We start from the raw sequence: 25,476 nt of genomic DNA, 5'->3' as shown, positions 1-25,476 counted from the left end.
CGCTAACGTCAGAGCATGACCGCTGACCCGCGCGCCGCGTTGGACCGCTTCGTCGCCGCACTCGAGGGACACCTCCACGCCGTGGCGACCCGGCGGGGCGACGACGACCCTGCCGTCGACGACGCCTACGAGGTGCTCGCCGACGCCTTCGAGGTCTACGAGGACTCGCTCGCCCAGGTGTACACCGAGGTGACGCCGTTCTACCTCGACGACGACGGAGACGACGACGAGGACGACGAGGACGACCTCGACGACGAGCTGGACGACGTGGAGGTCAGTGCGAGCTGACCCTCACCAGCGCTCGGGGTAGCCGACCTCGACCGCGGAGACGTCGTCCAGGGCGGCGTGCACCTCGCCGGGCAGCACCAGGTCCGCGGCCGCGAGCGCTCCCTTGAGCTGCAGCGGCGTGCGGGCCCCGACCACCGCGCAGGCGACGGCCGGGCGGGCGAGCAGCCAGGCCAGCGCCACCTCCAGGGGCGCGCGTCCGAGCCCTTCGGCGGCAGTGGCGACCGCCTCCACGATCGCCGCCGACGCGGCGTCCTCCAGGTACTGCCCGACGAAGCCCGCCAGGTGGTCCGACGCCGCCCGGGAGTCCACGGGGACCGAACGGCGGTACTTGCCGGTCAGGACGCCGCGTCCGAGCGGTGACCAGGCGAGGACGCCGAGCCCGAGGTCGAGGGCGGCAGGCACGATCTCCCGTTCCAGGCCCCGTTGCAGCAGCGAGTACTCGAGCTCCAGGGCCGCGAGCCCGGTGCCGTCGGACTCCAGCAGCGTCGCCGCGCGGGCCGAGGCCCAGGCAGGGTGGTTCGACAGCCCCACGTACCTCGCCCGACCCGAGGAGACCGCCAGGCGCAGCGCCGAGACCGTCTCCTCGAGCGGCGTCGTCGGGTCGGGACAGGCGACGAGGAAGAGGTCGACGTGGTCGGTGCCGAGCCGACGCAGCGAGGCGTCGAGCTCGCCGAGCAGCCCCCCGCGCGAGGCGTCCCGGCGAGGACCGGCCGGACCGTTGCGCACGCCCGCCTTCGTGACGAGCACCACGTCGTCGCGGGACACCTGCCCGTCCAGCGCCTCCCCGAGCACCTGCTCGGCGTCACCGTCGCCGTAGGAGGCCGCGGTGTCGACCAGCGTGCCGCCCCCGTCCAGGAAGGTGCGCAGGATGTCCGCCGCGTCGGCCCTGTCGGTGTCGCGTCCCCAGGACATCGTGCCCAGCCCCAGCGCCGAGACGCGCAGTCCCGCCGAGCCCACCTGCCGTCTTTCCATGCGCCGGAGCCTACCGGCGGCGCGTGGGCCGACGACGGTACCGCGCCGGGTAGTGTGACCGATCGTGAGTTCCTGGGAAGCGATCCTCCTCGGCCTGGTGCAAGGCCTCACCGAGTTCCTGCCGATCTCGTCGAGCGCGCACCTGCGCATCGTCGGGGAGCTGATCGGTGGCCAGGACCCGGGGGCGCTGTTCACCGCGGTCTCCCAGATCGGCACCGAGACGGCCGTGCTGCTCTACTACCGCCGCACCATCAAGGCCGTGTGCATCGGGTGGTGGACCTCGCTGCGCGGCGACCACGGCGCCGACTGGCGCTCCCGGATGGGCGCGCACGACTCGGATGCGCGCATGGCCTGGTACATCGCGCTCGGGTCCATCCCGATCGTCGTGCTGGGCCTGCTGTTCCAGGACGCCATCGAGACGTCGCTGCGCAACCTGTGGATCACCGTCGTCATGCTCGTCGTCTTCGCCGTCCTGCTGGACGTCGCCGACCGCTACGGCGCACGCGTGCGGCACATCGCCGAGCTCAACCCGAAGCGCGCGATCGGCTTCGGGCTCGCGCAGTCGCTCGCCCTCGTGCCCGGCGTGTCGCGCTCGGGCGGCACCATCACGGCCGGCCTGGCGATGGGCTTCACCCGCAAGGCGGCCGCCGACTACTCGTTCCTGCTCGCGGTGCCCGCCGTTCTCGGCTCGGGGTTCTACCAGATCGCCAAGGCGGCCGCGGGCGACGCGGCACCCGGGTCCGCGGACGCCGTGGACATCGTGCTGGCCACCCTGATGGCGTTCGTCGTCGGCTACGTCGTCCTCATCGGATTCCTCAAGATCGTCTCGACCTATTCCTACCGCCCGTTCGTCTACTACCGGTACGGACTGGCCGCCGTCGTGGTCGTGCTCCTCCTGACGAACGTGATCGACGCGAGCTGAGGACCCGCGGCGCCGGTACCCTGAGGCCGTGCGTTCCTGGCCCTCCCCGCAGATTCCCGAGCTCCCCGCCCCCCTCGACGGCCGCCGTCCGACCGTGCTGGTGCACGACACCACCACCGGCAGCCTCCTCGACGCGGCGCCCGGCGACACCGCCCGCACCTACGTGTGCGGCATCACCCCCTACGACGCGACCCACCTCGGCCACGCCGCGACGTACATCACGTTCGACCTGCTGCACCGGGCCTGGATCGACGCCGGCAAGCAGGTGACCTACTGCTCCAACGTCACCGACGTCGACGACCCGCTCCTGGAGCGGGCCACCGCCACCGGGGTGCGGTGGCGCGACCTCGCCGCCGACCAGATCGCGCTGTTCGCCGAGGACATGACGGCCCTCGGCGTCGTCCCGCCCCAGCCGTGGACGGGCGTCGTGGAGCACATGGAGCCGATCGTGGCGGCCGTGACGCAGATGCTCGCGGACGGGACCGCCTACCGGGTCCCGGTCGAGCCCGGCGCCGGCGGCGCCGATCCCGACCTCGGTGACGTCTACGCCGACCTCGGCGCCGACGAGGCGTTCGGCACCGTCTGCGGGTACGACGGCGACACGATGGCCGCGCTGTTCGCCGAGCGCGGGGGCGACCCGGACCGCGAGGGCAAGAAGAACCCCCTCGACCCGCTGCTGTGGCGCCGCGAGCGGCCGGGAGAGCCCACCTGGGACGCCGGCGAGCTGGGCACCGGACGGCCGGGCTGGCACGTCGAGTGCGCCGTCATCGCCCAGGACGGGATCGGTCTGCCCTTCGACCTGCAGGGCGGGGGAGCAGACCTCGTGTTCCCCCACCACGAGATGTCCGTGTCGCACGGGCGGATGCTCGCCGGTCCCACCAGCGCACCGCGCGCCCACACCCACGCCGCGCTCGTGTCCTACGAGGGGCACAAGATGAGCAAGTCGCGCGGCAACCTCGTGCTCGTCTCCGCACTGCGCCGCGACGGCGTCGACCCGATGGCGATCCGCCTCGGGGTGCTCGCGAACCACTACCGCACCGAGTGGGAGTGGACCGACGCCACGCTGCACGACGGCGTCGCCCGCCTCGAGCGGTGGCGTGCGGCAGTCTCCGGCAACGGCGGCCCCGCTGTCGACGCGCTCCTGGCAGAGCTGCGTGCGGCGCTCGCCGACGACCTCGACGCGCCGCGGGCGCTCGCCGCGGTGGACGGGTGGGCCGACGTCGCCCTCCGTGACGGACGGGACACGTCGGACGACACCGAGGGCGCCCCGGGTGTGGTCGCGCGTGCCGTGAACGCCCTGCTCGGCGTCCGACTGTAGGGCTCAGCCCTTCTCGGGGCTGCCCGCCGGTCCCGGTCCGCCGCGACCGGTGCCCGGGTCACGTCGGCGCAGGTAGCGCTCGAACTCGCGGGCGATCGCCTCCCCGGAGGCCTCCGGCAGCTCGGCGGCGTCCTTGGCCTCCTCCAGCTGGTGCACGTACTCGGCGATCTCGGCGTCCTCGCCGGCGAGCTCGTCGACGCCCAGCTGCCAGGCCTCGGCGTCCTCGGCGAGGTCCCCCAGGGGGACGGCGGCGGACACCAGCTCCTCCACCCGCGCCAGGATCGCGAGCGTGGCCTTCGGCGACGGCGGGTTGGCGACGTAGTGCGGCACCGCCGCCCACAGGGACACGGACTGGAACCCGCGTGCGGCGGCCTCGTGCTGCAGGACGCCGACGATGCCCGTCGGCCCCTCGTAGGTGCTGGGCTCGACGTCCAGGACGGCCTGCAGGCCCTCGGACTCCGTGGTCGCGGAGATCGGGATCGGACGGGTGTGGGGCACGTCGGCGAGCAGCGCACCGAGCGTGACGACGGTGCGCACCTCCATCTCGTCCGCCAGCTCCAGGAGCTCCTCGCAGAACGACCGCCAGCGGAACGACGGTTCGATGCCGTGCACCAGGACGATGCGGCGGTCCGGCAGGTCCGCGACCGAGACGGTGGTGGTGGGCCACGCGACGACCCGACGGCCGTCCTCGCCCGGCGTGATGGTGGGGCGGTTCACCTGGAAGTCGTGGTAGTCCTCCGGGTCGAGCTCGCGCACGAGAGAGGCCTCCCAGACCTCGGTCAGGTGCTCGAGCGCCCCGCTCGCGGCTCCGCCGGCATCGTTCCACCCCTCGAAGGCAGCGATCATGACGGTCTGACGTGCGGCGTGACGGCCGACCGAGGGATCCATGCTCATCTGGTCACCCTATACAGCGCCGAGGGATCGGCCAGGGCGTCGGCCCCCCGTCCGCGGCGGGGTGGGAGGCACTGATCGGGGGACGCGCGTCACGATCACCCCCTGGTTGACACGCCTTCTCGGACTCGCCCGATCAGGAACGCGTCGCGAGTGGCTTCGTCCAGGTCCTCCCGGTGGTGTCGAACCCGGCGTCGGCCGGTCCGGAGTTCCCGGTCGAGGTGTCCGAAGGGCTGGAGGCGGCCGCGACGGCAGTGGTCAGGCGGCCCACGCCATGTCACCCGACGCTGGCCACGGCCGAGGGGTAGTCCGGTCAGGGGTGGACCGGTCCGATCGACGATGTCGCGGCGGGTAGCCTCGAGGTGCCCGAACCCCGCACACGCCACGCCTGGAGTACCCGCTGAACACCGCCGCTTCCCACGCATCAGGCCCGGACGTCCCGGCCGCCGCCGACCACCTGCCCGCCGCCGTCCTGTGGGACATGGACGGCACCCTGGTGGACACCGAGCCGTACTGGATCCGCGCGGAGTTCGACCTGGTCGCCGCCCACGGCGGGGAGTGGTCCCACGAGCAGGCGCTGCAGCTCGTGGGCAACGAGCTGACCGTCTCGGCCGGGCGGTTGCAGGAGGCGGGTGTCGACCTGCCGGTGCCGCGCATCGTCGACCACCTGCTCGGCAAGGTGCGCGCCCAGGTCGCCCACGAGGTGCCGTGGCGTCCAGGTGCGCTCGACCTGCTCGACGCCGTCGTCGCCGCCGGTGTCCCGTGCGCGATGGTGACGATGAGCTACTCCGTGCTGGCCGACGCCGTCGCCGCCCAGGTGCCCGGAGCGTTCACCACGCTCGTCACCGGGGACCAGGTCAGCCGCGGCAAGCCGGACCCCGAGCCCTACCTCGTCGCCGCCGCCCGCCTCGGCGTGCCGATCGGGGACTGCGTCGCCATCGAGGACTCGGCCACCGGGATCACGTCCGCCCTGGCGTCCGGAGCGCGGACGCTCGGCGTCGAGGCGGTGCTCCCCGTCGAGCCCCGCCCGGGCCTCAGCCGTGCGCGCAGCCTCACCGACGTCGACCTCGGGGTGCTGCGACGCCTCGCCGGCGGCGAGGTCGTCGACCTCCTGCGGTGACGTCGCTCAGACGTCGACTCCCAGACGCTCGCGCAGCTGCTCCGGCGTGACCACCGGGGGAGTGCCGCCGAACTCCGGGCAGACGGCCTGGTGGGCGCACCAGCCGCACAGCTTGCTGCGCCTCGGGGCGAACTCACCGCGCCGCGCCGAGGTGGTGATCGCGTCCCAGATGCCGCGCACCTTGGTCTCCGTGACCTCGAGCTCGCGCTCGGTCGGCTGGGCGCGCAGCACCTGGCCGTCGCCCAGGTAGACGAGCTGCAGCATCGCGGGCAGCACACCACGCTCACGCCACACCACGAGCCCGTAGAAGCGCATCTGGAACAGTGCGGACGCCTCGAACCCGGGACGCGGGGACCGACCCGACTTGTAGTCGACAACCCGCACCATGCCGTTCGGGGCGACGTCGATCCGGTCGATGATCCCGCGCAGCAGCGGGCCGCCCTCGAGCTGGCTCTCCATGCGCAGCTCACGTGCCTGCGGCTCCAGACGGTTCGGGTCCTCCAGCGTGAAGTAGGTGCCGAGCAGCTTGCCCGCGGTGCCCAGCCAGTCCTCGACGGAGGTGCCCGCGGCGTCTCCACCCGAGGTGAAGAGCTGGGCGTAGCGCGGCTCGGTCTCCACCAGCCGCTCCCACTCGCCCGGCAGCAGGTCGAGCGCAGCCTGCGGCGTCCGCTCGCCCAGCGGCGCGTCGTAGAGGCGTTCCAGCACGGAGTGCACCAGGGTGCCGCGGGCCGCGGCCGACGACGGCGGTTCGGGAAGCCGGTCAACGGTCCGGAACCGGAACAGCAGCGGGCACTGCAGGAAGTCGTTCGCACGCGAGGGAGAGATCGCCGGACGCCGCGGCGCATCCGCAGCCACCGGCGAGGGGAGGGTGCCGGGCCGGCTCCTCGCGTCGGGGGTCGCCCCAGCCATCTCCTCAGCCGTCGTGATCATGGGCGTCACCCTACGGTCCGCCGCCGACACCCCGCGGTTGCGCACCGGGCCACCGCCCCGCCCGGATAGCCTGGTCGGGTGCCCCCACGCTCTCGCGGATGGACCATCGGCCGGCTCGCCGGCGCCCCGGTGATCCTCACCCGCTCCTGGTTCCTCGCAGCGCTCGTGCTGACCCTGCTGTTCGCGCCGACGGTGCGATCCGTCGCGCCGCTGCTCGAGATGGCCGGCGTCCTGGTGGTGTCCTTCTCCTTCGTGCTGCTGCTGTTCGGCTCCGTGTTCTGCCACGAGGCCGCCCACGCCCTGGTGGCGCGCGCCCGGGGGTACCGCGTCGACGAGCTGGCGCTCACGCTCTGGGGCGGGCACACGGCCTACTCGGGCAGCGACCGGCGTCCTGGTGACAGCGCGCTGGTCGCCGTCGTCGGCCCTCTGACGAACCTCGCGCTCGCGGGGGTGTTCTGGCTGGTGTTCAGCGCCCAGGACCAGATGTCCGTGCCGGCGCTGCTGCTGTACGCCGGAGCGTTCTCCAACGCCTTCGTCGGGCTGTTCAACCTGGTTCCCGGGCTGCCGCTCGACGGTGGGCAGGTCCTGGCCTCCGCGGTGTGGTCCGCGACCGGGTCGCGACCGACGGGCACGCTCGTGGCGGGGTGGGCCGGACGCGTCGTCGGCGTCGGGATCGTCGCCGTCGCGGTCGCCTGGCCTCTGCTCCAGGGACGGCAGGCCTCGATCTTCACCGTCATGTGGGCGGCCCTCATCGGTGCCTTCCTGTGGTCCGGGGCGGGGGAGGCGATCCGTTCGAGCCGCCGCCAGGAGCGGGTCGACCGGCTCGACGTGCGCTCCCTGGCGACCGCAGCCGTCGTCGTGCCTGCCGGGTCGGGCGTCGACGTCGCGGCGCGGGCCGTGGCGGGCCGCGGCGAGAGCGCCGTGGTGGTCGTCGACGCCGACGGCGTGCCCGTCGGGTGGGTGGACGCTCGCGCGGCGGCGGCCGTGCCGCCGGACCAGGCCGCCGTCACGCTCGTCGACGCCGTCCTGGTCCCGTTCGCCGCGGGTTCGGCGGTGCAGGTGCACGACGCCGGCCCCCAGCTCCTGGACCACCTGGCACGGACCTCCGGCGGGGCGCGCGTCGTGCCGGTGCTCGACGGCGGCCGGGTGACCGGCGTCCTGGACGTCGCCCGGGTGGCCGCCGCGATCCGTCCGCCGGGACGAACGTAGACTGGCGGACCGTGACTTCCTCCTCCGCCACCGGCGCCGACGTCCGCCGTGGTCCGCTGCGCGTCGGCGACAAGGTCCAGCTCACCGATCCCAAGGGTCGGATGCACACGATCACGCTCGCCGAGAACGCCACGTTCCACACCCACAAGGGCTACTTCCGCCACGAGGAGCTCATCGGGCGCCCCGAGGGGTGGGTGGTGACCAACACCGCCGGGATCGAGTACCTGGCGCTGCGCCCCCTGCTGAGCGACTTCGTGCTGTCCATGCCGCGCGGTGCCGCGGTGGTCTACCCGAAGGACGCCGGGCAGATCGTCCAGATGGCCGACATCTTCCCCGGCGCCCGCGTCGTGGAGGCCGGCGTCGGGTCGGGCGCGCTGACCATGTCCCTGCTGCGCGCCGTGGGCGACGCGGGCGAGCTGCACTCCATCGAGCGCCGCGAGGACTTCGCCGCGATCGCGCGCGGCAACGTCGAGACCTTCTTCGGCGGCGAGCACCCCGCCTGGCAGCTGCACGTCGGCGACCTCGCCGACCGTGTCGACGACGTCGTGGAGCCCGGCTCGGTCGACCGCGTGGTCCTGGACATGCTCGCCCCGTGGGAGAACATCGACGCCGTGGCCCGCGTCCTCGCACCCGGCGGCGTGCTGGTCTGCTACGTCGCCACGGCCACCCAGCTGTCCCGCACCGCCGAGGACCTGCGGGCCGACGGACGCTTCGCCGAGCCCACCGCCTGGGAGTCCATGGTGCGCGGCTGGCACCTCGAAGGCCTGGCGGTGCGTCCGCAGCACCGGATGATCGGGCACACCGGCTTCCTCGTCAGCGCGCGGCGCCTGGCCGACGGCGTCGAACCGCCGGAGCGCAAGCGTCGTCCCGCCAAGGGCGCCCACCCGGCGCCGGAGGACACCTGGACCGAGGAGGATCTCGGGGAGCGTCCCGTCTCGGACAAGAAGATCCGCAAGGTGCGTCGCGAGGTGGGCCAGGCGCCCGACTGAGGTTTCGACGAGGTCACGGTCCGGTCTGGATCCTGTGAACGTCGCGACCGGTCCGTGAAATCATCGGCACGTTGTCGCCGCCTGCCCTTATGGTGCTGTCTCCGGGGGTTCCTCCTCGACAGCGGAGGTGCGTCACCCGGGCCGTACGAGAGGGGACGCGATGACCGACCACCCTGTCCGCCCGGAAGGTTCGACCGCGCCGTCAGGCCGCGACGCCCAGGCCGCGCTGCTCGCGGCGAAGAACGAACGGCTCGCCGAGGCCCTCCGTGCCGCTCGTGACCAGATCGTCGAGCTGAAGAAGCAGATCGACGACCTGTCCAAGCCTCCGGGCACCTACGCCGTCTTCCTCGGCGCCCACGACGACGGTTCGGTCGACGTGATGTCCGCCGGGCGCAAGATGCACGTCCAGGCGAGCCCGTCGCTGGAGCTGGACACGTTGGCGCCGGGCCAGGAGGTCAAGCTCAACGAGGCCATGACCGTGGTGTCCGCCGGAGGGTTCGAGCGCACCGGCGAGCTCGTCACCGTCAAGGAGGTCCTCGACGACGCGCGCGTCCTGGTGGTCGGTCGCGCCGACGAGGAACGTGTCGTGCGGCTGGCCGGCTCGGTGCTCGACGCGCCCCTGCGCGTGGGCGACGCCCTGACGGTGGACGTGCGCAGCGGCTTCGTGTTCGAGGTCGTGCCCAAGTCCGAGGTCGAGGAGCTCGTCCTGGAGGAGGTGCCCGACATCGCCTACGAGGACATCGGCGGTCTCGGCCCCCAGATCGAGGCGATCCGGGACGCCGTCGAGCTGCCGTTCTCCCACCCGGACCTGTTCCGCGAGCACGGGCTGCGCCCGCCCAAGGGGGTGCTCCTGTACGGGCCGCCCGGCTGCGGCAAGACGCTCATCGCCAAGGCGGTGGCCGCCTCGCTGGCGAAGATGGTGGCGGACAAGCGCGGCGGCGACCCGAACGCCAAGAGCTTCTTCCTCAACGTCAAGGGTCCCGAGCTGCTCAACAAGTACGTCGGCGAGACGGAGCGGCACATCCGGCTGATCTTCGCCCGGGCCCGCGAGAAGGCGTCGCAGGGCATGCCCGTGGTCGTCTTCTTCGACGAGATGGAGTCCCTGTTCCGCACCCGTGGCACCGGGCTGTCGTCGGACGTCGAGACGACGATCGTGCCGCAGCTCCTGGCGGAGATCGACGGGGTGGAGAGGCTCGACAACGTCATCGTCATCGGTGCCTCGAACCGTGAGGACATGATCGACCCGGCGATCCTGCGGCCCGGACGGCTCGACGTGAAGATCAAGATCGAGCGTCCGGACGCCGAGGGCGCCAAGGAGATCTTCGCGAAGTACCTCACCGCGGACCTCCCCATCCACGCGGACGACCTCGCCGAGCACGGCGGCAACCGCCGTTCCGTGGTGGAGGCGATGATCCGGTCCGTGGTGGAACGGATGTACGCCCAGGACGACGACAACCAGTTCCTCGAGGTCACCTACGCCTCCGGGGACAAGGAGGTCCTGTACTTCAAGGACTTCAACTCCGGTGCGATGATCCAGAACGTCGTCGACCGTGCCAAGAAGTCCGCCATCAAGGACTTCCTGTCCAGCGGCAACCGCGGCATCCGGGTCGAGCACCTGCTGACCGCCTGCGTGGACGAGTTCCAGGAGAACGAGGACCTGCCGAACACGACCAACCCGGACGACTGGGCGCGGATCAGCGGCAAGAAGGGTGAACGGATCGTCTTCATCCGCACGATCGTGAAGAAGAAGGGCGAGAACGGGGCGCCGCGGACCATCGACACCGTCAGCTCGACCGGCCAGTACCTGTAGTCAGGCGGGGCGGTAGACCACCAGCGCGACGTCGTCGCGGGCGCCGTCGGGCAGCATCCCCTGCAGGAGGCGGTCGGGAACGTCCTCCAGCCTGGTGGTGAGGCTGACCCGGCGGGCCACGTCCTCGAGGCGGTCGAGGCCCGCGGCGAGGCTCTCGTCGCGTCGCTCGACCAGCCCGTCGGTGTACATCAGCACGGTGTCGCCGGCCGACAGCGACGCCTTGTGCTCGGGTCGTCGTCCGCTCGGCAGGGTCAGCGGCATGCAGCGGGCCTCGTCGAGCCGGCTGCACGTGCCGTCCGCCTGCACGAGCAGGCCGGGCGGGTGCCCGGCGCTGGAGTACGTCAGCGTCATGGTGCGGGTGTCGACGACCCCGCAGAAGACGGTGGTGAACTCGGCCCCGGGCACCGTGCGGGCGAAACCGTCGAGCTGCTCCAGCGTCTCGGCGGGCCCGGACCCGGCCATCATCAGCGCGCGGCCGGCACTGCTGAGCCGGCCCATGGCGGCGGCGGCGCCCACCCCGTGGCCGACGCAGTCGCCCACGACGAGCCCGAACCTGTCACCCGGCAGCTCGACCACGTCGAACCAGTCGCCCCCGACGGCGAGGTTGTCGTCGGCGGGCCGGTAACGCGTCTGCCAGTGCGGGGAGTCCAGGGTGACCGGCACCATCGCGCGCTGCAGGGCGTCGCTGACCGTGCGCACGCTCGTGATCCGCCGCCGGTGCTCGGCGGCGTCGCTCAGTGCCGTGCCGATGGTGCGTGCGAGCAGGTCGAGGAACGCGCGCTGGCCGTCGTCGTACGGGCGACGAGGGTTCCCGTGCAGCACCAGGACGCCGGGTTCCGGCCCGTCGCCCACCCTGGTGACCAGCACTCCGTCGCGCCACGACGGCACGCCGTGGCGCCGGACCCTGGCGACGGCCTCGGGGGCGACGGCCAGGTCGCCCCCGGTCGTGGAGGTGCGGGCGCCGTCGAGGTGCAGGTGCGCGGCGGAGACGTCCTCGCTGTCCGCGAGGACGTCCATGGCGATGCGGGCGACGTCGCTGGTGAGGTCCCGGTGGCCGTGCAGGGCGCCGGCGAGCCGGCCGAGGGTGGCGAGGCGACGGCGGTCGACCACCTGGTCGGTGGTCTCGGTGGCGATGTCCATGACACCTCGCACCGTGCCGTCGTCGTCCCGCAGCGGGCTGTAGGAGAAGGTGAACCGGGTCTCCTCGACGAACCCGGAGCGGTCCATCCACAGCAGCATGTCCACCGACCAGGTCGGCCGGCCGGTGTCGACGACCTCGTCGAAGAGGGGGCCGATGTCCTCCCAGATGTGCGCCCACAGCTCTGGTGCCGCGGCGCCCATGGCGCGGGGGTGCAGGTCCGTGCCGAGCATCGCGCGGTAGCCGTCGTTGTAGATCATCGTCAGCTCGGGCCCCCACGTCACCAGCACGGCGAACCGGGTGCTGAAGCAGAGCTCGACGGCACTCCGCAGCGGCGCGGGCCACGTCTGCGGATCCCCCAGGGGGGTCTGCGACCAGTCGACCTCGCGCGCGAGGGAAGCGCACTCGCCCTCACGGAGAGCGGAATCGAACCAGTCGGGCACGACGACGATTCTAGAACCGGTGGGGGGCGGGTGCTCACGCGCCCTCACCGCGCCGTCCGCGGCGGGTCGGTGCCGCCGGGCCTGCGGGCCGGACGCATAGGGTGGCGTCGTGACGGTGCGACGCGTGATGGGAATCGAGACCGAGTACGGGGTGCTGTCCCCGGGACGACCGATGGCGAACCCCATGCTGATGAGCTCGCAGGTGGTGACCACCTACCGGGCGTCCGTCCAGGGCGGTCGCCCGGGGCACCCGCCGGCCCGCTGGGACTACGTCGACGAGGACCCGCTGGCGGACGCCCGCGGGTTCCACCTGCAGCGCGCCTCCGCGCACCCCTCCCTGCTCACCGACGACCCTGACGCCCCGGCGCCGGCAGGGCCCACCGCGGGCTCGGCCACCGAGGACCTCGCCCGGCCCGACGTCGAGGAGTACGACGACCCCAGCGCGGCCAACTGCATCCTCACCAACGGGGCCCGGCTGTACGTCGACCACGCCCACCCGGAGTACTCCTCGCCCGAGGTCACCAACCCGCGCGACGCGGTCGTCTGGGACGTCGCCGGTGAACGCGTCATGCTGGCCGCGACCCGCCGCCTCGCGGGTGTGCCGGACGCCACGGTCGTGCTGTACAAGAACAACGTCGACGGCAAGGGCGCCAGCTACGGCACCCACGAGAACTTCCTCGTCGACCGTCGCCTGCCGTTCGTCACCCTCGTCGACCTTCTCACCCCGTTCCTCGTGACCCGGCAGGTGTTCACCGGGTCCGGGCGGGTCGGTCTCGGGCCGACCGGCGAGGACGCCGGCTTCCAGCTGTCCCAGCGCGCCGACTACATCGAGGCCGAGGTCGGCCTGGAGACGACGCTGCGCCGTCCCATCGTCAACACCCGTGACGAGCCGCACGCCGACCGCAGCAGGTGGCGCCGGCTGCACCTGATCATCGGGGACGCCAACCACCTCGAGGTCGCCACCTACCTCAAGCTCGGGACGACGTCGCTGGTGCTGTGGGTGCTGGAGAACCTCGACGCCCTCGCCGCGGCCGGGGTCGACGCCCGGGCGGAGCTCGGCGCGCTGCGGCTGGCCGACCCGGTCGCCGCCGTGCAGCACGTCTCGCGCGACCTCGGTCTCGCACGCCCCCTGGAGCTGGCCGACGGCACGTCCGCGACGGCGCTGCAGGTGCAGCAGCGCTACCTCGACGTCGTCGCCCGTGGCTTGGCGGCGCTCGGCAGCGACACGGACTCCGACGCCGTGCTGCGGCGCTGGCGCTCGGTCGTGGGACGGCTCGCCCAGGACCCGGCGTCGTGCGCCCGCGAGGTCGAGTGGGTGGCCAAGCTGCGACTCCTGGATCGGATGCGAGAGCGTGACGGTCTCGACTGGGACCACTCCCGGCTGCGCGCGCTGGACCTGCAGTGGTCGGACGTGCGGCCCGAGCGCGGGATCTACCACCGACTGCTCGCGGCGGACGCCGTCGAGCGGCTCGTCGCCGACGACGAGGTGGACCGCGCGGTGCACCACCCGCCGGTGGACACCCGTGCGTGGTTCCGCGGCGAGGTGATGGAGCGCTACGCCGACGAGGTGTCGGCGGCGAGCTGGGACTCGGTGATCTTCGACGTGCCCGGGGCGGACTCGTTGCAGCGGGTCCCCATGCCGGACCCGCTGCGCGGGACCGAGCAGCACATCGGGGCGCTGCTGGACGCGAGCCCCGACGCGGCGACGCTGCTGGCCGGGCTGCGCGGCGACACGTGAGCATCCCGGCGCGCACGGCGGGCCGGACGACATAGGCTGACCACACCCGCACGGGGTACGACGAAGGAGGCGGACCATGGCCGGTCAGGAACGGATCTCGGGGCAGCGCGACGACCGCACGCCCGACGACGACGCCCAGGACCCGCCCCCGGCGGCGCCGCAGTCGTCCGAGCGGGACGCGGAGGTCGACTCGCTGCTGGAGGAGATCGACGAGGTGCTCGAGTCGAACGCCGAGTCGTTCGTGCGCGGTTTCGTGCAGAAGGGCGGGCAGTGAGTGCCTACGCCATCCGCTGACGCCACGGGCAGGCTGCCGGACGCGTTCCTGCGGCCGGGGTCGAGCTCGTTCATGGAGTTCCTCGCCGAGCACTCCCCGGAGCTGCTGCCCGGTCGGCGGAACCTGGGTCCGGCGTCCGCGGCGGACCTGGCACCGCACGCCACCACGATCGTCGCGCTGACCTTCGGCGACGACGAGCAAGGGCGCGGAGTGGTGCTCGCCGGGGACCGGCGCGCCACGATGGGCCACATGATCGCCTCGCGAGAGATCGAGAAGGTCTTTCCCGCCGACGACTACTCGGCGGTGGGGATCGCCGGCTCGGCGGGTCTGGCGGTGGAGCTCGTGCGGCTCTTCCAGCTCGAGCTCGAGCACTACGAGAAGATCGAGGGCTCCCTGCTGTCCCTGGACGGCAAGGCGAACCGGCTGGCCACGATGATCCGCGCCAACCTCCCTCTGGCGATGCAGGGTCTGGCCGTGGTGCCGCTGTTCGCCGGGTACGACCTCGACCGCGGCACGGGTCGGCTGTTCAGCTTCGACGTCACCGGCGGGCGCTACGAGGAGCACGAGCACCACTCGGTGGGTTCCGGATCGGTGTTCGCGCGCGGTTCGCTCAAGAAGCTCTGGAGCCCGGGGCTCGACGCCGCGGGTGCGGTCGCGGTGGCCGTGGAGGCGTTGTACGACGCCGCCGACGACGACAGCGCGACCGGCGGACCCGACACGGTGCGCCGGATATGGCCGGTGGTCACCACCGTGACCGCGGCAGGGTATGCCCGGGTCGACGACGACGCCCTCGCCAGCGTCGTCGAGCAGATCGTCGCCGCCCGGCGTGGCCACGCCGGAGGTGGTCGCGCATGAGCATGCCGTTCTACGTCTCGCCCGAACAGCTGATGAAGGACCGGGCGGACTTCGCGCGCAAGGGCATCGGCCGGGGCCGCTCGGTCGTCGTGCTCGCCTACGACGACGGGATCGCCTTCGCCACGGAGAACCCGTCGCGGGCGCTGCACAAGATCTCCGAGATCTACGACCGCATCGCGTTCGCCGCGGTCGGCAAGTACAACGAGTTCGAGAACCTGCGGGTGGCGGGGGTGCGGTACGCCGACCTGCGGGGCTACTCCTACGACCGGGCCGACGTCGCGGCGCGCGGCCTCGCGAACGCCTACGCGCAGACCCTCGGCACCGTCTTCACGACCGAGTCCAAGCCGCTCGAGGTCGAGCTCGTCGTGGCACAGGTCGGCGACTCCCCGGCCACCGACCAGCTGTACCGGCTCACGTACGACGGCTCGGTCGCGGACGAGCACGGGTTCGTGGTGATGGGCGGTCAGGCCGACCAGCTCAGCTCGCGGGTGCGCCAGGAATGGTCGGAGGGGATGGACCTCGCCGCGGTGCTGCGCCTGGCGGTGCGCACCCTCGGGGCGGTGTCCTCGGACGGCACGGTCGGCGCCGAGGTCGAGCGCGAGATCCCCGCCTCGGGACTCGAGGTGGCGGTCCTGGACCGCCGGCGTCCACGGCGGGCTTTCCGCCGACTGCAGGGCGAGGTGCTCGCCGGCCTCCTGGCCGACGGCGACGAGTGAGGGAGCAGTCCATGGACCGACGGATCTTCGGGCTCGAGACCGAGTACGGCGTGACGTGCGCCGCGGACGACGGGCGCGGCCTGAGCGCCGACGAGGTGGCGCGCTACCTGTTCCGCAAGGTCGTGGCGTGGGGCAGGTCGTCGAACGTGTTCCTGCGCAACGGGTCGCGGCTCTACCTGGACGTCGGTTCCCACCCGGAGTACGCGACGGCGGAGTGCGACGACGTGCGCCAGCTCGTCGCCTACGACCGCGGCGGCGAGCGGATCCTGGAGGGGCTGGTCGCCGACGCCCAGCAGCGCCTCGAGCACGAGGGCCTGCCCGGCAAGGTGCACCTGTTCAAGAACAACACCGACTCGGCCGGCAACTCCTACGGCTGCCACGAGAACTACCTGGTGCGCCGCCAGGGTGACTTCTCCCGGCTCAGCGACGTGCTGGTGCCGTTCCTCATCACACGTCAGGTGCTCACCGGCGCGGGCAAGGTGCTGGCCACTCCCCGGGGTGCGACGTACTGCCTGTCGCAGCGTGCCGACCACATCTGGGAGGCCGTCTCGAGCGCGACGACGCGCTCGCGTCCCATCATCAACACCCGTGACGAGCCGCACGCCGACGCCGAGCACTACCGCCGCCTGCACGTGATCGTCGGCGACTCGTCGATGTCGGAGACCACGACGATGCTGAAGGTCGGCGCCACCGACCTGGTGCTGCGGCTGGTCGAGGCGGGCGTGCCCGTGCGCGACCTGTCGTTGGAGAACCCGATCCGGGCGATCCGCGAGATCAGCCACGACTCCACCGGCCTGCACCCGGTGCAGCTCGCGAACGGCCGCACGGCCACGGCGGTCGACCTGCAGGGCGAGTACTACCAGCGCGTGCGTGAGCACGTCGAGGCCCACCTGGACCAGACCCCGCAGATCAAGGCGACGCTCGACCTGTGGGAGCGGGGGCTGCGGGCCCTGGAGTCCGGTGACCTGACGCTGGTGGAGCGCGAGCTCGACTGGGTGATCAAGCTGCGGCTCATCGAGCGCTACCGTGCCAAGCACGGCCTGGAGATGGACGACGCGCGCGTGGCCCGGCTCGACCTCGCCTACCACGACATCTCGCGCACCGAGGGGCTCTACAACCTGCTGGCGGCGCGCGGCATGGTGGAGCGTGTGGTGACCGACCTCGAGGTGTTCGAGTCGACGGCGATCCCGCCCCAGACGACGCGGGCGAAGCTCCGCGGTGACTTCGTGCGCGCGGCGCAGGACGCCCGCCGGGACTACACCGTCGACTGGGTTCACCTCAAGCTCAACGACCAGGCGCAGCGCACCGTGCTGTGCAAGGACCCGTTCCGCAACGTCGACGAGCGGGTCGAGCGGCTCATCGAGTCCATGTGATCCGACGGCGACCCGGTCGTGCCGGGTCGCGGTCGGCCCGTGGCAGACTGTCCGGGTGCCAGCCCGCCTGAGACCGCTCGCCGCGCTGTGCGCGGTGCTCATGGTCGCCGGGTGCACGGGCCCCCTCGCGGACCAGCTGGGCGCCTCCGCGGTCCCGACGCAGGCGCCGGTCGCGGTGACGGGCCCGCAGGGCACGGTGCCGGAGCTGGAGTACAGCCGGCCCTTCGACGTGGTGCGGCCCGGTTCGCGGACGCTGCGTCCGGGGACGGGAGAGGTGCTCGCCGAGGGTGAGGACGTGCTCCTGGACATGTACGCCGAGGACGGCCGCGACGGCAGCGTCATCACGTCGACCTACCAGGACGCCCCGTCCTGGCACACGTTCTCCGCGGAGTCCCTGGGGCCGAACGTCTACGAGTCGCTGCGGGGCAAGCGGGTCGGTGCGCGCGTGCTGGTCACGGACATGGACGACGGCGTGCCGGTGGTGCTGGTGATCGACGTGCTGCCCACCCGTGCGGACGGCGAGGACGTCACGATCCCCGAGGACCTGCCGCAGGTGCTGCGGTCCCAGGACGGCGAGCCGGCGGTGGTGGTGCCCGACGGCGACCCCCCGACCGAGCTGGTGGTGCAGCCCGTGGTGCGCGGGGACGGGCCGCAGGTGGCCGTCGGTCAGGTGGTGACCGCCCGGTACGTCGCGGTGCGCTGGAGCGACGGCTCGGTCGTGGACTCGAGCTGGGTGCACGGGGTGGCGCCGCAGTCGGAGACCATCGGCATCGGCCGGCTCGTCGAGGCCTGGGACCAGGGGCTGCTGGAGCAGTCCGTGGGGACCCAGGTGATGCTGGTCGCGCCACCGGGGCTTGCCCACGGCGGCACCAGCAGCGAGCTGGCGGACGACACGATCGTGTACGTCGTCGACATCCTCGACGCGCGCTACCAGGCGGCCGAGGAGGCCCCGCCCGACGAGTCCATCGAAGGAGAGTGAGCACCGCATGGCAGTGTCAGTCCGGGTGATCCCGTGTCTCGACGTCGACGCAGGTCGCGTCGTCAAGGGGGTCAACTTCGTCAATCTCCGCGACGCCGGTGACCCCGTGGAGCTGGCGTCCCGCTACGACGCGGAGGGCGCCGACGAGGTCACGTTCCTCGACGTGTCGGCGTCGTCGGGAGAGCGCGCCACCATGGTGGACGTCGTGCGTCGCACCGCGGAGCAGGTGTTCGTCCCGCTCACGGTCGGGGGCGGGGTGCGCTCGACCGACGACGTGGACCGGTTGCTGCGTGCGGGTGCCGACAAGGTCGGGGTGAACACCGCGGCGATCGCCCGGCCCGAGCTCATCGCCGAGATCGCGGCGCGGTTCGGCAACCAGGTCCTGACGCTGTCGGTGGACGCCCGCCGCACCGCCCCCGGGACCACCACGGCGTCGGGCTTCGAGGTGACGACCCACGGCGGGCGGCGCGGCACTGGGATCGACGCCGTCGAGTGGGCCGAGCGTGCTGCGGGGCTGGGCGCGGGGGAGATCCTGCTCAACTCGATGGACGCCGACGGCACGACGGGCGGTTTCGACCTGGAGATGCTGGCCGCGGTGCGCGAACGGGTGTCCGTCCCGCTGATCGCCTCGGGCGGGGCCGGGACGCCGGAGCACTTCGTCGAGGCTGCCCGTGCCGGTGCCGACGCGCTGCTCGCGGCGAGCGTCTTCCACTTCGGTGCGCTCACGGTCGGGCAGGTCAAGGACGCGATGCGCGAGGCCGGCGTCGAGGTGCGCTGAGGCGTCCTTGCAGCGTCTAGGATCGATTCGATCCTGACGACTGCGAGGTCCTGCTGTGCCCGGTACTGCCCGACCCTCCGCCCTTTCCGGGTCCCGTCTGCGGCGCAGCGCGGCGCTGATGTGGCGCGGGATGCGCACCGAGCCGCGTCTGTCGGCGCTCGCCGTGCTGGCCTCGGCGGTCTTCGGCGCGACGACGGTCGCGGTCAGCCGGGCCGTCGGGTGGGCCACCGACACCGTCGTGGTGCCCGCCGTGGCGGGGGACGTCGACGCGCGGGCCGACATCTGGGTCGCGGGCGCGGTCCTCGCCGCCGTCGCCCTCACGCTGGCCGTGTCGGTGGCGGCCCGCCGGATCTGGGCCGGCTGGGCGTTCGTCGGGATCCAGGCGGCGCACCGGCGCGGCCTGACCCGGCAGTACCTGCGCCTGCCGATGACGTGGCACCGGGCTCACCCCGCCGGTCAGCTGCTGTCGAACGCCAGCGCGGACGTCGAGGCGGCCACCGGGGTGTTCAACCCGCTGCCGTTCGCGCTCGGCGTCGTGGTCATGATCGGCGTGGCCACGGTGATGCTCCTGGCCATCGACCCGTGGCTCGCCGCGGCGGCGCTCGTGGTCATCCCGGCCACCGTCGTCGCCAACCTGGTGTTCCAGCGGTACATGGACCCGGTGGCCACCCGCGCCCAGCAGCTGCGGGCCGACGTCGCCGACGTCGCGCACGAGTCCTTCGAGGCGGCACTCCTGGTGAAGTCGCTCGGGACGGCCGACCGCGAGGAGGCCCGCTTCGCGGAGCGGACCGACGCGCTGCGCCGCGCGAACGTCCGGGTCGGGACCGTCCGCGCCGTGTTCGACCCCGTCATCGAGCTCCTGCCGAACCTCGGCACCCTGCTCGTGCTGGGGGTCGGTGCCTGGCGGGCGTCCACGGGCGCCGTGGGGGTGGGTGACGTGGTGACCGCGGCCTATCTCCTGACCCTGATGGCCGTCCCGGTCCGAGCCTTCGGCTGGGTGCTCGGCGAGCTGCCCCGCGGGCTGGTCGGCCACGACCGCATCTCCCGGGTGCTGGACGCGCGCGGCTACCTGGTCAGCGGGCACGAGCGGCTGGAGCGTCGTCCGGTGGGGCTGGAGGTCCGGCTGGAGGGCGTGGGCGTCGCCGTCGAGGTCGGGGGCCGGCGGACCACCCTGCTGGACGGGATCGACCTCGCCGTCGAGCCCGGCTCCACGGTCGCCGTCGTCGGGCCCACCGGGTCCGGCAAGACCACGCTGGTCTCCCTGCTGAGCCGGCTCGCCGACCCGACCTCCGGCACGGTGCGCCTCGACGGGACGGACCTGCGCGACCTCGCCCCCGGCGAGGTGCCCGGCCAGGTCGCCCTCGTCGCGCAGCAGACGTTCGTCTTCGAGGACACCGTGCGCGCGAACGTCACCCTCGCCGACGACGTCTCGCCCGAGGTCGACGCCGCGGTGTGGGAGGCGTTGCGCCTCGCCCGTGCGGACGACGTCGTGCGGGCGCTGCCCGACGGGCTGGACGCGATGCTGGGGGAGCGCGGGTCCAACCTGTCCGGCGGGCAGCGTCAGCGCCTCGCGATCGCTCGCGCGCTCGTGCGGCGCCCCCGCCTGCTCGTGCTCGACGACGCCACGAGCGCGGTGGACCCGCGCGTCGAGCAGGAGGTCCTCGCCGGTCTGGCGACCACCGCGGACGGTCCCCGCGCGACGACAGTGGTGATGGTCGCCTACCGGATGTCGTCGGTGACGATGGCCGACGTGGTGGTGCACCTCGACGGCGGCCGGGTCGTCGACGTCGGTACCCACGCCGAGCTGCTGGACCGGGACGCGGGCTACCGCGAGCTCGCCACGGCGTACGAGGCCGAGACCGAGCGTCGGCGTCGGGAACGGGCCGACGAGGCGGCCGTGGAGAACGAGGAGGCCGTGCGGTGAACGACTCGCGGATCGCCGCCACCAGCGACCTGGGGGTGCTCGACACGCTGCGACGCGGGGTGCAGATCTCCCCGCAGATCGTCCGTGGGCTGTGGCTCACCCTGGCGGTGGCCGTGCTCGCCGCCGCCGGCCGGGTGGTGGTGCCGCTGGCCGTGCAGCGCACCGTGGACGACGGTCTCCTGGCCGACGGCGGCCCGGACCCGCAGCGCATCCTGCTGCTCACGGGCGTCGCGGCGGGCGCGGTGGTGCTCGCCGGTCTGTGCACCGCGGTGGTCAACATCCGTCTGTTCCGGTCCACGGAGGCCGGGCTGGCCACGCTGCGCGTGAAGGCGTTCCGGCACGTGCACGACCTGTCGACGCTCTCGCAGGGGTCCGAGCGGCGCGGGTCGCTGGTGTCCCGCGTCACCAGCGACGTCGACACCATCTCCCACTTCGTGCAGTGGGGCGGGATCATGCTGCTCGTCTCGTGCCTGCAGATCGCCGTGGCGACGGTGCTCATGACGCTGTACTCGCCGGCGCTGACCGTGGTGGTGTGGGTGTGCTTCGTGCCGCTCTTCCTGATCCTGCGCCGCGCGCAGGGCGGCGTCGGACGGCGGTACGCCAGCGTGCGGGCGAAGGTCGGCTCGATGCTGGGTGCGGTGTCCGAGGCGGTCGTCGGTGCGGAGACGGTGCGGGCCTACGGCGTCGCCGGACGCACGGGCCGGCGCATCGAGGAGGCGGTGGAGGAGGCGCGGCGGGCGCAGGGCCGGGCGCAGGTCCTCGTGGCCACCGTGTTCTCCTCGGGCACTCTGATGGCCAACCTGGTGCTGGCGGTCGTGGTGGTGGTCGGGACGTACCTCGGGATCGGGGGCGGGCTGACCGCCGGCCAGCTCGTCGCCTTCCTGTTCCTCGTCCAGCTCTTCACCGGGCCCGTCCAGATGGCCACGGAGATCCTCAACGAGCTGCAGAACGCGGTGGCAGGCTGGCGGCGTGTGATCGCCGTGGTCGACACCCCGCTCGACGTCGTCGACGCCGCCGACGGGCAGGGTCCGCCGCGCGGTGACGCGCGCGTCGTCCTGCGGGGGGTGCGGTTCGGCTACCCCCAGGGTCCGGAGGTGCTGCACGGCATCGACCTGGACCTGCCGGCACGCCGCAAGATCGCCGTCGTGGGCCAGACGGGCTCCGGCAAGACCACGATCGCGAAGCTGGTCACGCGCCTCATGGACCCGACGGCCGGAGCGATCGAGCTCGACGGCGTCGACCTGCGCGACATCCCGCTCGCCCGGCTGCGAGAGCGCGTCGTGCTCGTGCCGCAGGAGGGGTTCCTGTTCGACGGCACCGTGCTCACCAACGCGGCCTACGGCCTGCGCCCGGCGGACGAGGGCCCACAGGTCCGCGACCGGGTGACCGCCGCGTTCGAGGTCCTCGGCCTCAGCGACTGGGTGGCCGGCCTGCCCGCAGGTCTGGACACCGACGTGGGTCAGCGCGGCGAGGCGCTGTCGGCCGGGGAGCGCCAGCTCGTCGCGGTGGCACGCGCGTACCTGGCCGCGCCCGACCTGCTCGTCCTCGACGAGGCGACCTCCGCCGTCGACCCCGCCACGGAGGTGCGCATCGCCCGCGCCCTGGACGCGCTCACCTCGGGACGCACCACGCTCACCATCGCGCACCGGCTCTCCACCGCCGAGGCGAGCGACCTCGTGGTGGTGGTCGACGACGGTCACGTCGTCGAGGTGGGCCACCACACGGCGCTCGTGGACCAGGGCGGCACCTACGCGCACATGCACGCGAGCTGGGTGGCCCAGACCCGTTGAGACGGGGATCGGACGGCTCTCCGTGGCGTGAAAGGATGCACGGGTGCAGAACCGCAGCGCCCTGGACCCCGCCATCGCCGACCGCCTCAAGCGCGACGACCACGGTCTCGTCGCCGCGATCGTGCAGCAGCACGACACCGGTGAGGTGCTGATGCTCGGCTGGATGGACGACGAGGCCGTGCACCGCACCCTCACGCAGGGTCGGGTGACCTTCTGGAGCCGTTCGCGCGGGGAGTACTGGCGCAAGGGCGACACGTCCGGTCACGTGCAGTACGTGCGGTCCGTCGCCCTGGACTGCGACGGCGACGCCCTGCTGGTGCGCGTCGACCAGGTCGGCGCGGCCTGCCACACCGGCACCCGCACCTGCTTCGAGGCCGGCGGCACGCTGCCCGCGGCCGTCGGCACCCGCCCCGAGACCTCCGAGGAGAACCGGTGACCACGTCCCCCGCCACCGACCCGGCCGCCCCCGCCGTCGCACCGACGGCCGAGGACCTCACCTGGGGGCGGACGTGGCCCACCCTGCCCACCTTCCGGACGCTGGCCCGCACCCGCCGGGTCGTGCCCGTCGTGCGCCGCGTGCTGGCCGACGACGTCACCCCGGTCGGCCTCTACCGCGCGCTGGCGGACGGACGTCCCGGGACGTTCGTGCTGGAGTCCGCCGAGGTCGGTGGCGCGTGGGCGCGCTGGTCGTTCGTCGGCGTCGACTCGCGCGCCACCCTGCTGTCCGACGACGGCCAGGCCCTCTGGCGCGGCGACGTGCCGGCGGGCATCCCCCGCGAGGGCGACGTCCTCGACGTGCTCGGCGCCGCGCTGGAGGCGTTGCGCACCGAGCCGATCGACGGGCTGCCGCCGCTCACGGGCGGGTTCGTGGGCGCGATGGGCTGGGACGTCGTGCGGCACTGGGAGCCGACCCTGGCACGGACGTCCCCGGACGAGCTCGACGCTCCCGAGGTCGCGCTGTCGCTCGCCACCGATCTCGTCGCCGTCGACCACCACACCGGGTCGGTGTGGCTGGTGGCCAACGCGATCAACGCCGACGACACGGACGAGCGGGTCGACGAGGCGCACGCCGACGCCGTGGCCCGCCTGGACGCGATGGCGCGACGGCTGGCGGCGCCGGCGTCGGCCGTGCGGACCGTCGTCGCCGACGACGCCGTCGAGCCGGGCCTCGAGTTCCGCTCGACCCGCGACGAGTTCGAGGACGCCGTGCGCGCCGGCCAAGAGGCCATCCGCGACGGCGAGGTGTTCCAGGTCGTCCTCTCCCAGCGCCTCGACCTGGACTGCCCGGCCGAGCCGCTGGACGTGTACAGGGCGCTGCGCACCATCAACCCGAGCCCGTACATGTACTACTTCCAGCTGCGCGACCACCGGGACCGCGACTTCGCCGTCGTCGGTTCCAGCCCCGAGACCCTGGTCAAGGTCGACGGCGACCACGTGACCACGTACCCCATCGCCGGGTCGCGCCCCCGTGGCGCCACGGTGGAGGAGGACGTGGCGCTCGCCGAGGAGCTGATCGCCGACCCCAAGGAGCGCGCCGAGCACCTGATGCTCGTCGACCTGTCGCGCAACGACCTGGTCAAGGTGTGCGAACCGACGTCGGTCGAGGTCGTGGAGTTCATGGCCACGCGCCGGTTCAGCCACATCATGCACCTGTGCTCGACGGTGGTGGGCCGCCTCCGACGCGGCGCGACCGCCCTGGACACGCTGCGGGCGACCTTCCCGGCCGGGACGCTGTCGGGTGCGCCGAAGCCGCGCGCGATCGCCCTGATCGACGAGCTCGAGCCCGCCTCGCGGGGGATCTACGGCGGCACCTGCGGGTACCTCGACTTCGGCGGCAACCTGGACATGGCCATCGCGATCCGGACGGCGTTCCTGCGCGACGGCCGCGCGTCGGTGCAGGCCGGCGGCGGCATCGTGGCGGACTCGGTCCCGGCCCTGGAGTACGCCGAGTCGCGCAACAAGGCGGCCGCCGCCGTCCGGGCCGTCCAGCTCGCGGCCCGGTTCGCCGACCTGGGGGCCGCGACGTCGGAGCACGGGCGATGATCCGCTCCCGGTCGCGCGCCGTCGTGGCGCTCCTCGCCCTCGGCGGGGCGCTCTTCGCCGTGACCGCTCCGGTGTGGCTGCGGACCTCCGTGGCGACGGCGCTCGAGCCCCAGGTGACGATCGAGGTCACGGGGACGACGGCGGCACCCGCGGTCACCGCCGCGGCGTTCGTGACGATCGCCTGCGCGCTGGCGACCACCCTCGCGGGCCGGTTCGCCCGTCGGTTCGCCCTGGCCGTCGCGCTCCTGGCCGGGCTCGTGGCCGTGGCGGGAACGGTCGGCGTGCTGCTCGACGCCGAGGGACCGGCGGTGGCCGGCGCGGCGGACGCGGCCGGGGTGACGACGCTCGTCGCCCCCGTCGAGGTCACGCCGTGGCCGTGGGTCACGCTGGTGGTCGGGGCCGCCGTCGTGGTGGTCGGTGCGCTCGCGCTGGGCGGGGCCGGCTCGTGGGCCGCCGCCGGAGGCCGCCACGAGCGCTCCGGCGGCGTCGCAGGAGCCGTCGACCCGTCGTCCGAGCCCGACGCGCAGGCGGACTGGGACGCCCTGTCCGGCGGCGCCGACCCCTCCGCGGAACGGTAGTGTTGTCCCAGCATCACGCGACGAAAGGCTTTCCCTGATCATGACCGAGAACCGCACCACCGAGGTTTCCTACCTGCCCGAGGCGGTCCCGCCGACGAACCACGGCCACACCGTCGCGGCCTGGACCGCGATGATCGGCGTGATGCTCGGTGCGGCGATCTCGTCCGTGGGCTGCCTCCCCGGGGTGCCGTTCGCGCTGTTCTGGGTCGGGATCGTCGTCGCCGTGGCGGCCTGCGTCGTCGGCCTGGTCCTGCGGAACATGGGCTACGGCCAGGCGAAGGCCGGCGTCGAGCCGCGGCGGACCGGTTCCGGGCACTGACCGACCTCACGACGCCCGCGTCCCGGCCGGGACGCGGGCGTCGTGCTGTGCGCGGGCGGGCCGGGCATCTCGGTCGGGC

General features: G+C 73.1%; 24 protein-coding genes. 20 read left to right on the top strand and 4 right to left on the bottom strand.

Features of this window, described 5'->3' with window-relative positions; genetic code table 11:
* The first annotated feature begins 15 nt into the window (after positions 1-15).
* A complete protein-coding gene (locus tag ACNHYB_RS03560; RefSeq protein WP_418277004.1) occupies positions 16-288 on the top strand; it encodes a primosomal protein in 273 nt (90 codons plus the stop codon).
* A gap of 3 nt (positions 289-291) precedes the next feature.
* Here the strand turns inward: ACNHYB_RS03560 and ACNHYB_RS03555 are convergent, their stop codons facing one another.
* Entirely contained in the window at positions 292-1,260 is a 969-nt protein-coding gene (locus ACNHYB_RS03555; protein WP_418277003.1) for an aldo/keto reductase, read from the bottom strand.
* 64 nt (positions 1,261-1,324) lie between these two features.
* Here ACNHYB_RS03555 and uppP point away from each other — a divergent pair, with 64 nt between their 5' ends.
* Both uppP and mshC read left to right on the top strand, forming a co-directional pair.
* Positions 1,325-2,182, top strand: a complete 858-nt coding sequence (uppP, locus tag ACNHYB_RS03550) for an undecaprenyl-diphosphatase UppP (protein WP_418277002.1) — start codon at positions 1,325-1,327, stop codon at positions 2,180-2,182.
* Positions 2,183-2,210: 28 nt separating this feature from the next.
* Positions 2,211-3,500: a cysteine--1-D-myo-inosityl 2-amino-2-deoxy-alpha-D-glucopyranoside ligase gene (gene mshC, locus ACNHYB_RS03545; protein WP_418277001.1), complete on the top strand. Its 1,290-nt coding sequence runs from the start codon at positions 2,211-2,213 to the stop codon at positions 3,498-3,500.
* Positions 3,501-3,503: 3 nt separating this feature from the next.
* On the opposite strand, the gene ACNHYB_RS03540 is transcribed toward mshC, so the two are convergent.
* Positions 3,504-4,388 carry a PAC2 family protein gene (locus ACNHYB_RS03540; protein WP_418277985.1) on the bottom strand — a complete coding sequence of 295 codons (885 nt, stop codon included), beginning with the start codon at positions 4,386-4,388 and terminating at the stop codon, positions 3,504-3,506.
* Positions 4,389-4,779: 391 nt separating this feature from the next.
* Here ACNHYB_RS03540 and ACNHYB_RS03535 point away from each other — a divergent pair, with 391 nt between their 5' ends.
* Complete coding sequence (locus tag ACNHYB_RS03535; protein ID WP_418277984.1) at positions 4,780-5,511, top strand: HAD family hydrolase; 732 nt, start codon at positions 4,780-4,782, stop codon at positions 5,509-5,511.
* Between the two features lie 6 nt (positions 5,512-5,517).
* Here ACNHYB_RS03535 and ACNHYB_RS03530 read toward each other — a convergent pair whose 3' ends face one another.
* A complete protein-coding gene (locus ACNHYB_RS03530) occupies positions 5,518-6,441 on the bottom strand; it encodes a RecB family exonuclease (RefSeq protein ID WP_418277000.1) in 924 nt (307 codons plus the stop codon).
* A 78-nt stretch (positions 6,442-6,519) separates the two neighbouring features.
* Between ACNHYB_RS03530 and ACNHYB_RS03525 the strand changes: the two genes are divergently transcribed.
* The 3 genes from ACNHYB_RS03525 to arc all read left to right on the top strand — a co-directional run bounded on the left by ACNHYB_RS03525 (position 6,520) and on the right by arc (position 10,449).
* Complete coding sequence (locus ACNHYB_RS03525; protein ID WP_418276998.1) at positions 6,520-7,650, top strand: site-2 protease family protein; 1,131 nt, start codon at positions 6,520-6,522, stop codon at positions 7,648-7,650.
* Positions 7,651-7,661: 11 nt separating this feature from the next.
* On the top strand, positions 7,662-8,639 hold the full coding sequence (locus ACNHYB_RS03520; protein ID WP_418276997.1) for a tRNA (adenine-N1)-methyltransferase: 978 nt from the start codon (positions 7,662-7,664) through the stop codon (positions 8,637-8,639).
* 160 nt (positions 8,640-8,799) lie between these two features.
* Positions 8,800-10,449, top strand: a complete 1,650-nt coding sequence (arc, locus tag ACNHYB_RS03515) for a proteasome ATPase (protein ID WP_418276996.1) — start codon at positions 8,800-8,802, stop codon at positions 10,447-10,449.
* Here the strand turns inward: arc and ACNHYB_RS03510 are convergent, their stop codons facing one another.
* Positions 10,450-12,030 (bottom strand): PP2C family protein-serine/threonine phosphatase, encoded by a 1,581-nt coding sequence (locus ACNHYB_RS03510; protein ID WP_418276995.1) that lies wholly within the window; start codon positions 12,028-12,030, stop codon positions 10,450-10,452. It abuts the gene before it with no gap.
* Positions 12,031-12,157: 127 nt separating this feature from the next.
* Between ACNHYB_RS03510 and dop the strand changes: the two genes are divergently transcribed.
* The 13 genes from dop to ACNHYB_RS03445 all read left to right on the top strand — a co-directional run bounded on the left by dop (position 12,158) and on the right by ACNHYB_RS03445 (position 25,397).
* Positions 12,158-13,768: a depupylase/deamidase Dop gene (gene dop, locus ACNHYB_RS03505; protein WP_418277983.1), complete on the top strand. Its 1,611-nt coding sequence runs from the start codon at positions 12,158-12,160 to the stop codon at positions 13,766-13,768.
* A gap of 76 nt (positions 13,769-13,844) precedes the next feature.
* Positions 13,845-14,042, top strand: a complete 198-nt coding sequence (locus tag ACNHYB_RS03500) for a ubiquitin-like protein Pup (RefSeq protein WP_418276994.1) — start codon at positions 13,845-13,847, stop codon at positions 14,040-14,042.
* A gap of 72 nt (positions 14,043-14,114) precedes the next feature.
* Positions 14,115-14,897 (top strand): proteasome subunit beta, encoded by a 783-nt coding sequence (gene prcB, locus ACNHYB_RS03495; RefSeq protein ID WP_418277982.1) that lies wholly within the window; start codon positions 14,115-14,117, stop codon positions 14,895-14,897.
* Positions 14,894-15,613: a proteasome subunit alpha gene (gene prcA, locus ACNHYB_RS03490; RefSeq protein WP_418276993.1), complete on the top strand. Its 720-nt coding sequence runs from the start codon at positions 14,894-14,896 to the stop codon at positions 15,611-15,613. Before prcB ends, prcA begins: the two co-directional genes overlap by 4 nt.
* 11 nt (positions 15,614-15,624) lie before the next feature.
* Positions 15,625-16,986, top strand: a complete 1,362-nt coding sequence (gene pafA / locus ACNHYB_RS03485; RefSeq protein WP_418276992.1) for a Pup--protein ligase — start codon at positions 15,625-15,627, stop codon at positions 16,984-16,986.
* 55 nt (positions 16,987-17,041) lie between these two features.
* Positions 17,042-17,965 carry an FKBP-type peptidyl-prolyl cis-trans isomerase gene (locus ACNHYB_RS03480; protein WP_418276991.1) on the top strand — a complete coding sequence of 308 codons (924 nt, stop codon included), beginning with the start codon at positions 17,042-17,044 and terminating at the stop codon, positions 17,963-17,965.
* Positions 17,966-17,972: 7 nt separating this feature from the next.
* On the top strand, positions 17,973-18,743 hold the full coding sequence (gene hisF, locus ACNHYB_RS03475) for an imidazole glycerol phosphate synthase subunit HisF (RefSeq protein ID WP_418276990.1): 771 nt from the start codon (positions 17,973-17,975) through the stop codon (positions 18,741-18,743).
* A 130-nt stretch (positions 18,744-18,873) separates the two neighbouring features.
* The gene (locus ACNHYB_RS03470; protein ID WP_418276989.1) at positions 18,874-20,667 is read left to right on the top strand and encodes an ABC transporter ATP-binding protein; all 1,794 of its coding nucleotides are present in this window, start codon (positions 18,874-18,876) and stop codon (positions 20,665-20,667) included.
* Positions 20,664-22,457 (top strand): ABC transporter ATP-binding protein, encoded by a 1,794-nt coding sequence (locus ACNHYB_RS03465; RefSeq protein ID WP_418276988.1) that lies wholly within the window; start codon positions 20,664-20,666, stop codon positions 22,455-22,457. Before ACNHYB_RS03470 ends, ACNHYB_RS03465 begins: the two co-directional genes overlap by 4 nt.
* A gap of 43 nt (positions 22,458-22,500) precedes the next feature.
* Positions 22,501-22,893, top strand: coding sequence for a phosphoribosyl-AMP cyclohydrolase (gene hisI, locus ACNHYB_RS03460; RefSeq protein WP_418276987.1), 393 nt, complete (start codon positions 22,501-22,503; stop codon positions 22,891-22,893).
* Positions 22,890-24,500, top strand: coding sequence for an anthranilate synthase component I (locus tag ACNHYB_RS03455; protein ID WP_418276986.1), 1,611 nt, complete (start codon positions 22,890-22,892; stop codon positions 24,498-24,500). Before hisI ends, ACNHYB_RS03455 begins: the two co-directional genes overlap by 4 nt.
* The gene (locus ACNHYB_RS03450; protein WP_418276985.1) at positions 24,497-25,078 is read left to right on the top strand and encodes a Trp biosynthesis-associated membrane protein; all 582 of its coding nucleotides are present in this window, start codon (positions 24,497-24,499) and stop codon (positions 25,076-25,078) included. Before ACNHYB_RS03455 ends, ACNHYB_RS03450 begins: the two co-directional genes overlap by 4 nt.
* Positions 25,079-25,118: 40 nt before the next feature.
* Complete coding sequence (locus ACNHYB_RS03445) at positions 25,119-25,397, top strand: HGxxPAAW family protein (RefSeq protein ID WP_418276984.1); 279 nt, start codon at positions 25,119-25,121, stop codon at positions 25,395-25,397.
* Positions 25,398-25,476 lie beyond the last annotated feature (79 nt).

The organism is Isoptericola jiangsuensis, assembly GCF_048320105.1.
GTDB lineage: Bacteria > Actinomycetota > Actinomycetes > Actinomycetales > Cellulomonadaceae > Isoptericola > Isoptericola jiangsuensis_A.
Note: the sequence above shows the minus strand (reverse complement) of the source record. Positions and strands in the feature narration are given on the sequence as shown.

What these genes read in the sequence shown, in the direction of transcription:
- ACNHYB_RS03560 (WP_418277004.1), top strand. Translation starts at nt 16, where the DNA reads ATGACCGCTGACCCGCGCGCCGCGTTGGACCGCTTCGTCGCCGCACTC.
- ACNHYB_RS03555 (WP_418277003.1), bottom strand. Translation starts at nt 1,260, where the DNA reads ATGGAAAGACGGCAGGTGGGCTCGGCGGGACTGCGCGTCTCGGCGCTG.
- ACNHYB_RS03540 (WP_418277985.1), bottom strand. Translation starts at nt 4,388, where the DNA reads ATGGATCCCTCGGTCGGCCGTCACGCCGCACGTCAGACCGTCATGATC.
- ACNHYB_RS03530 (WP_418277000.1), bottom strand. Translation starts at nt 6,441, where the DNA reads ATGATCACGACGGCTGAGGAGATGGCTGGGGCGACCCCCGACGCGAGG.
- arc (WP_418276996.1), top strand. Translation starts at nt 8,800, where the DNA reads ATGACCGACCACCCTGTCCGCCCGGAAGGTTCGACCGCGCCGTCAGGC.
- dop (WP_418277983.1), top strand. Translation starts at nt 12,158, where the DNA reads ATGGGAATCGAGACCGAGTACGGGGTGCTGTCCCCGGGACGACCGATG.
- ACNHYB_RS03500 (WP_418276994.1), top strand. Translation starts at nt 13,845, where the DNA reads ATGGCCGGTCAGGAACGGATCTCGGGGCAGCGCGACGACCGCACGCCC.
- prcB (WP_418277982.1), top strand. Translation starts at nt 14,115, where the DNA reads ATGGAGTTCCTCGCCGAGCACTCCCCGGAGCTGCTGCCCGGTCGGCGG.
- prcA (WP_418276993.1), top strand. Translation starts at nt 14,894, where the DNA reads ATGAGCATGCCGTTCTACGTCTCGCCCGAACAGCTGATGAAGGACCGG.
- pafA (WP_418276992.1), top strand. Translation starts at nt 15,625, where the DNA reads ATGGACCGACGGATCTTCGGGCTCGAGACCGAGTACGGCGTGACGTGC.
- hisF (WP_418276990.1), top strand. Translation starts at nt 17,973, where the DNA reads ATGGCAGTGTCAGTCCGGGTGATCCCGTGTCTCGACGTCGACGCAGGT.
- ACNHYB_RS03470 (WP_418276989.1), top strand. Translation starts at nt 18,874, where the DNA reads ATGCGCACCGAGCCGCGTCTGTCGGCGCTCGCCGTGCTGGCCTCGGCG.
- ACNHYB_RS03450 (WP_418276985.1), top strand. Translation starts at nt 24,497, where the DNA reads ATGATCCGCTCCCGGTCGCGCGCCGTCGTGGCGCTCCTCGCCCTCGGC.
- ACNHYB_RS03445 (WP_418276984.1), top strand. Translation starts at nt 25,119, where the DNA reads ATGACCGAGAACCGCACCACCGAGGTTTCCTACCTGCCCGAGGCGGTC.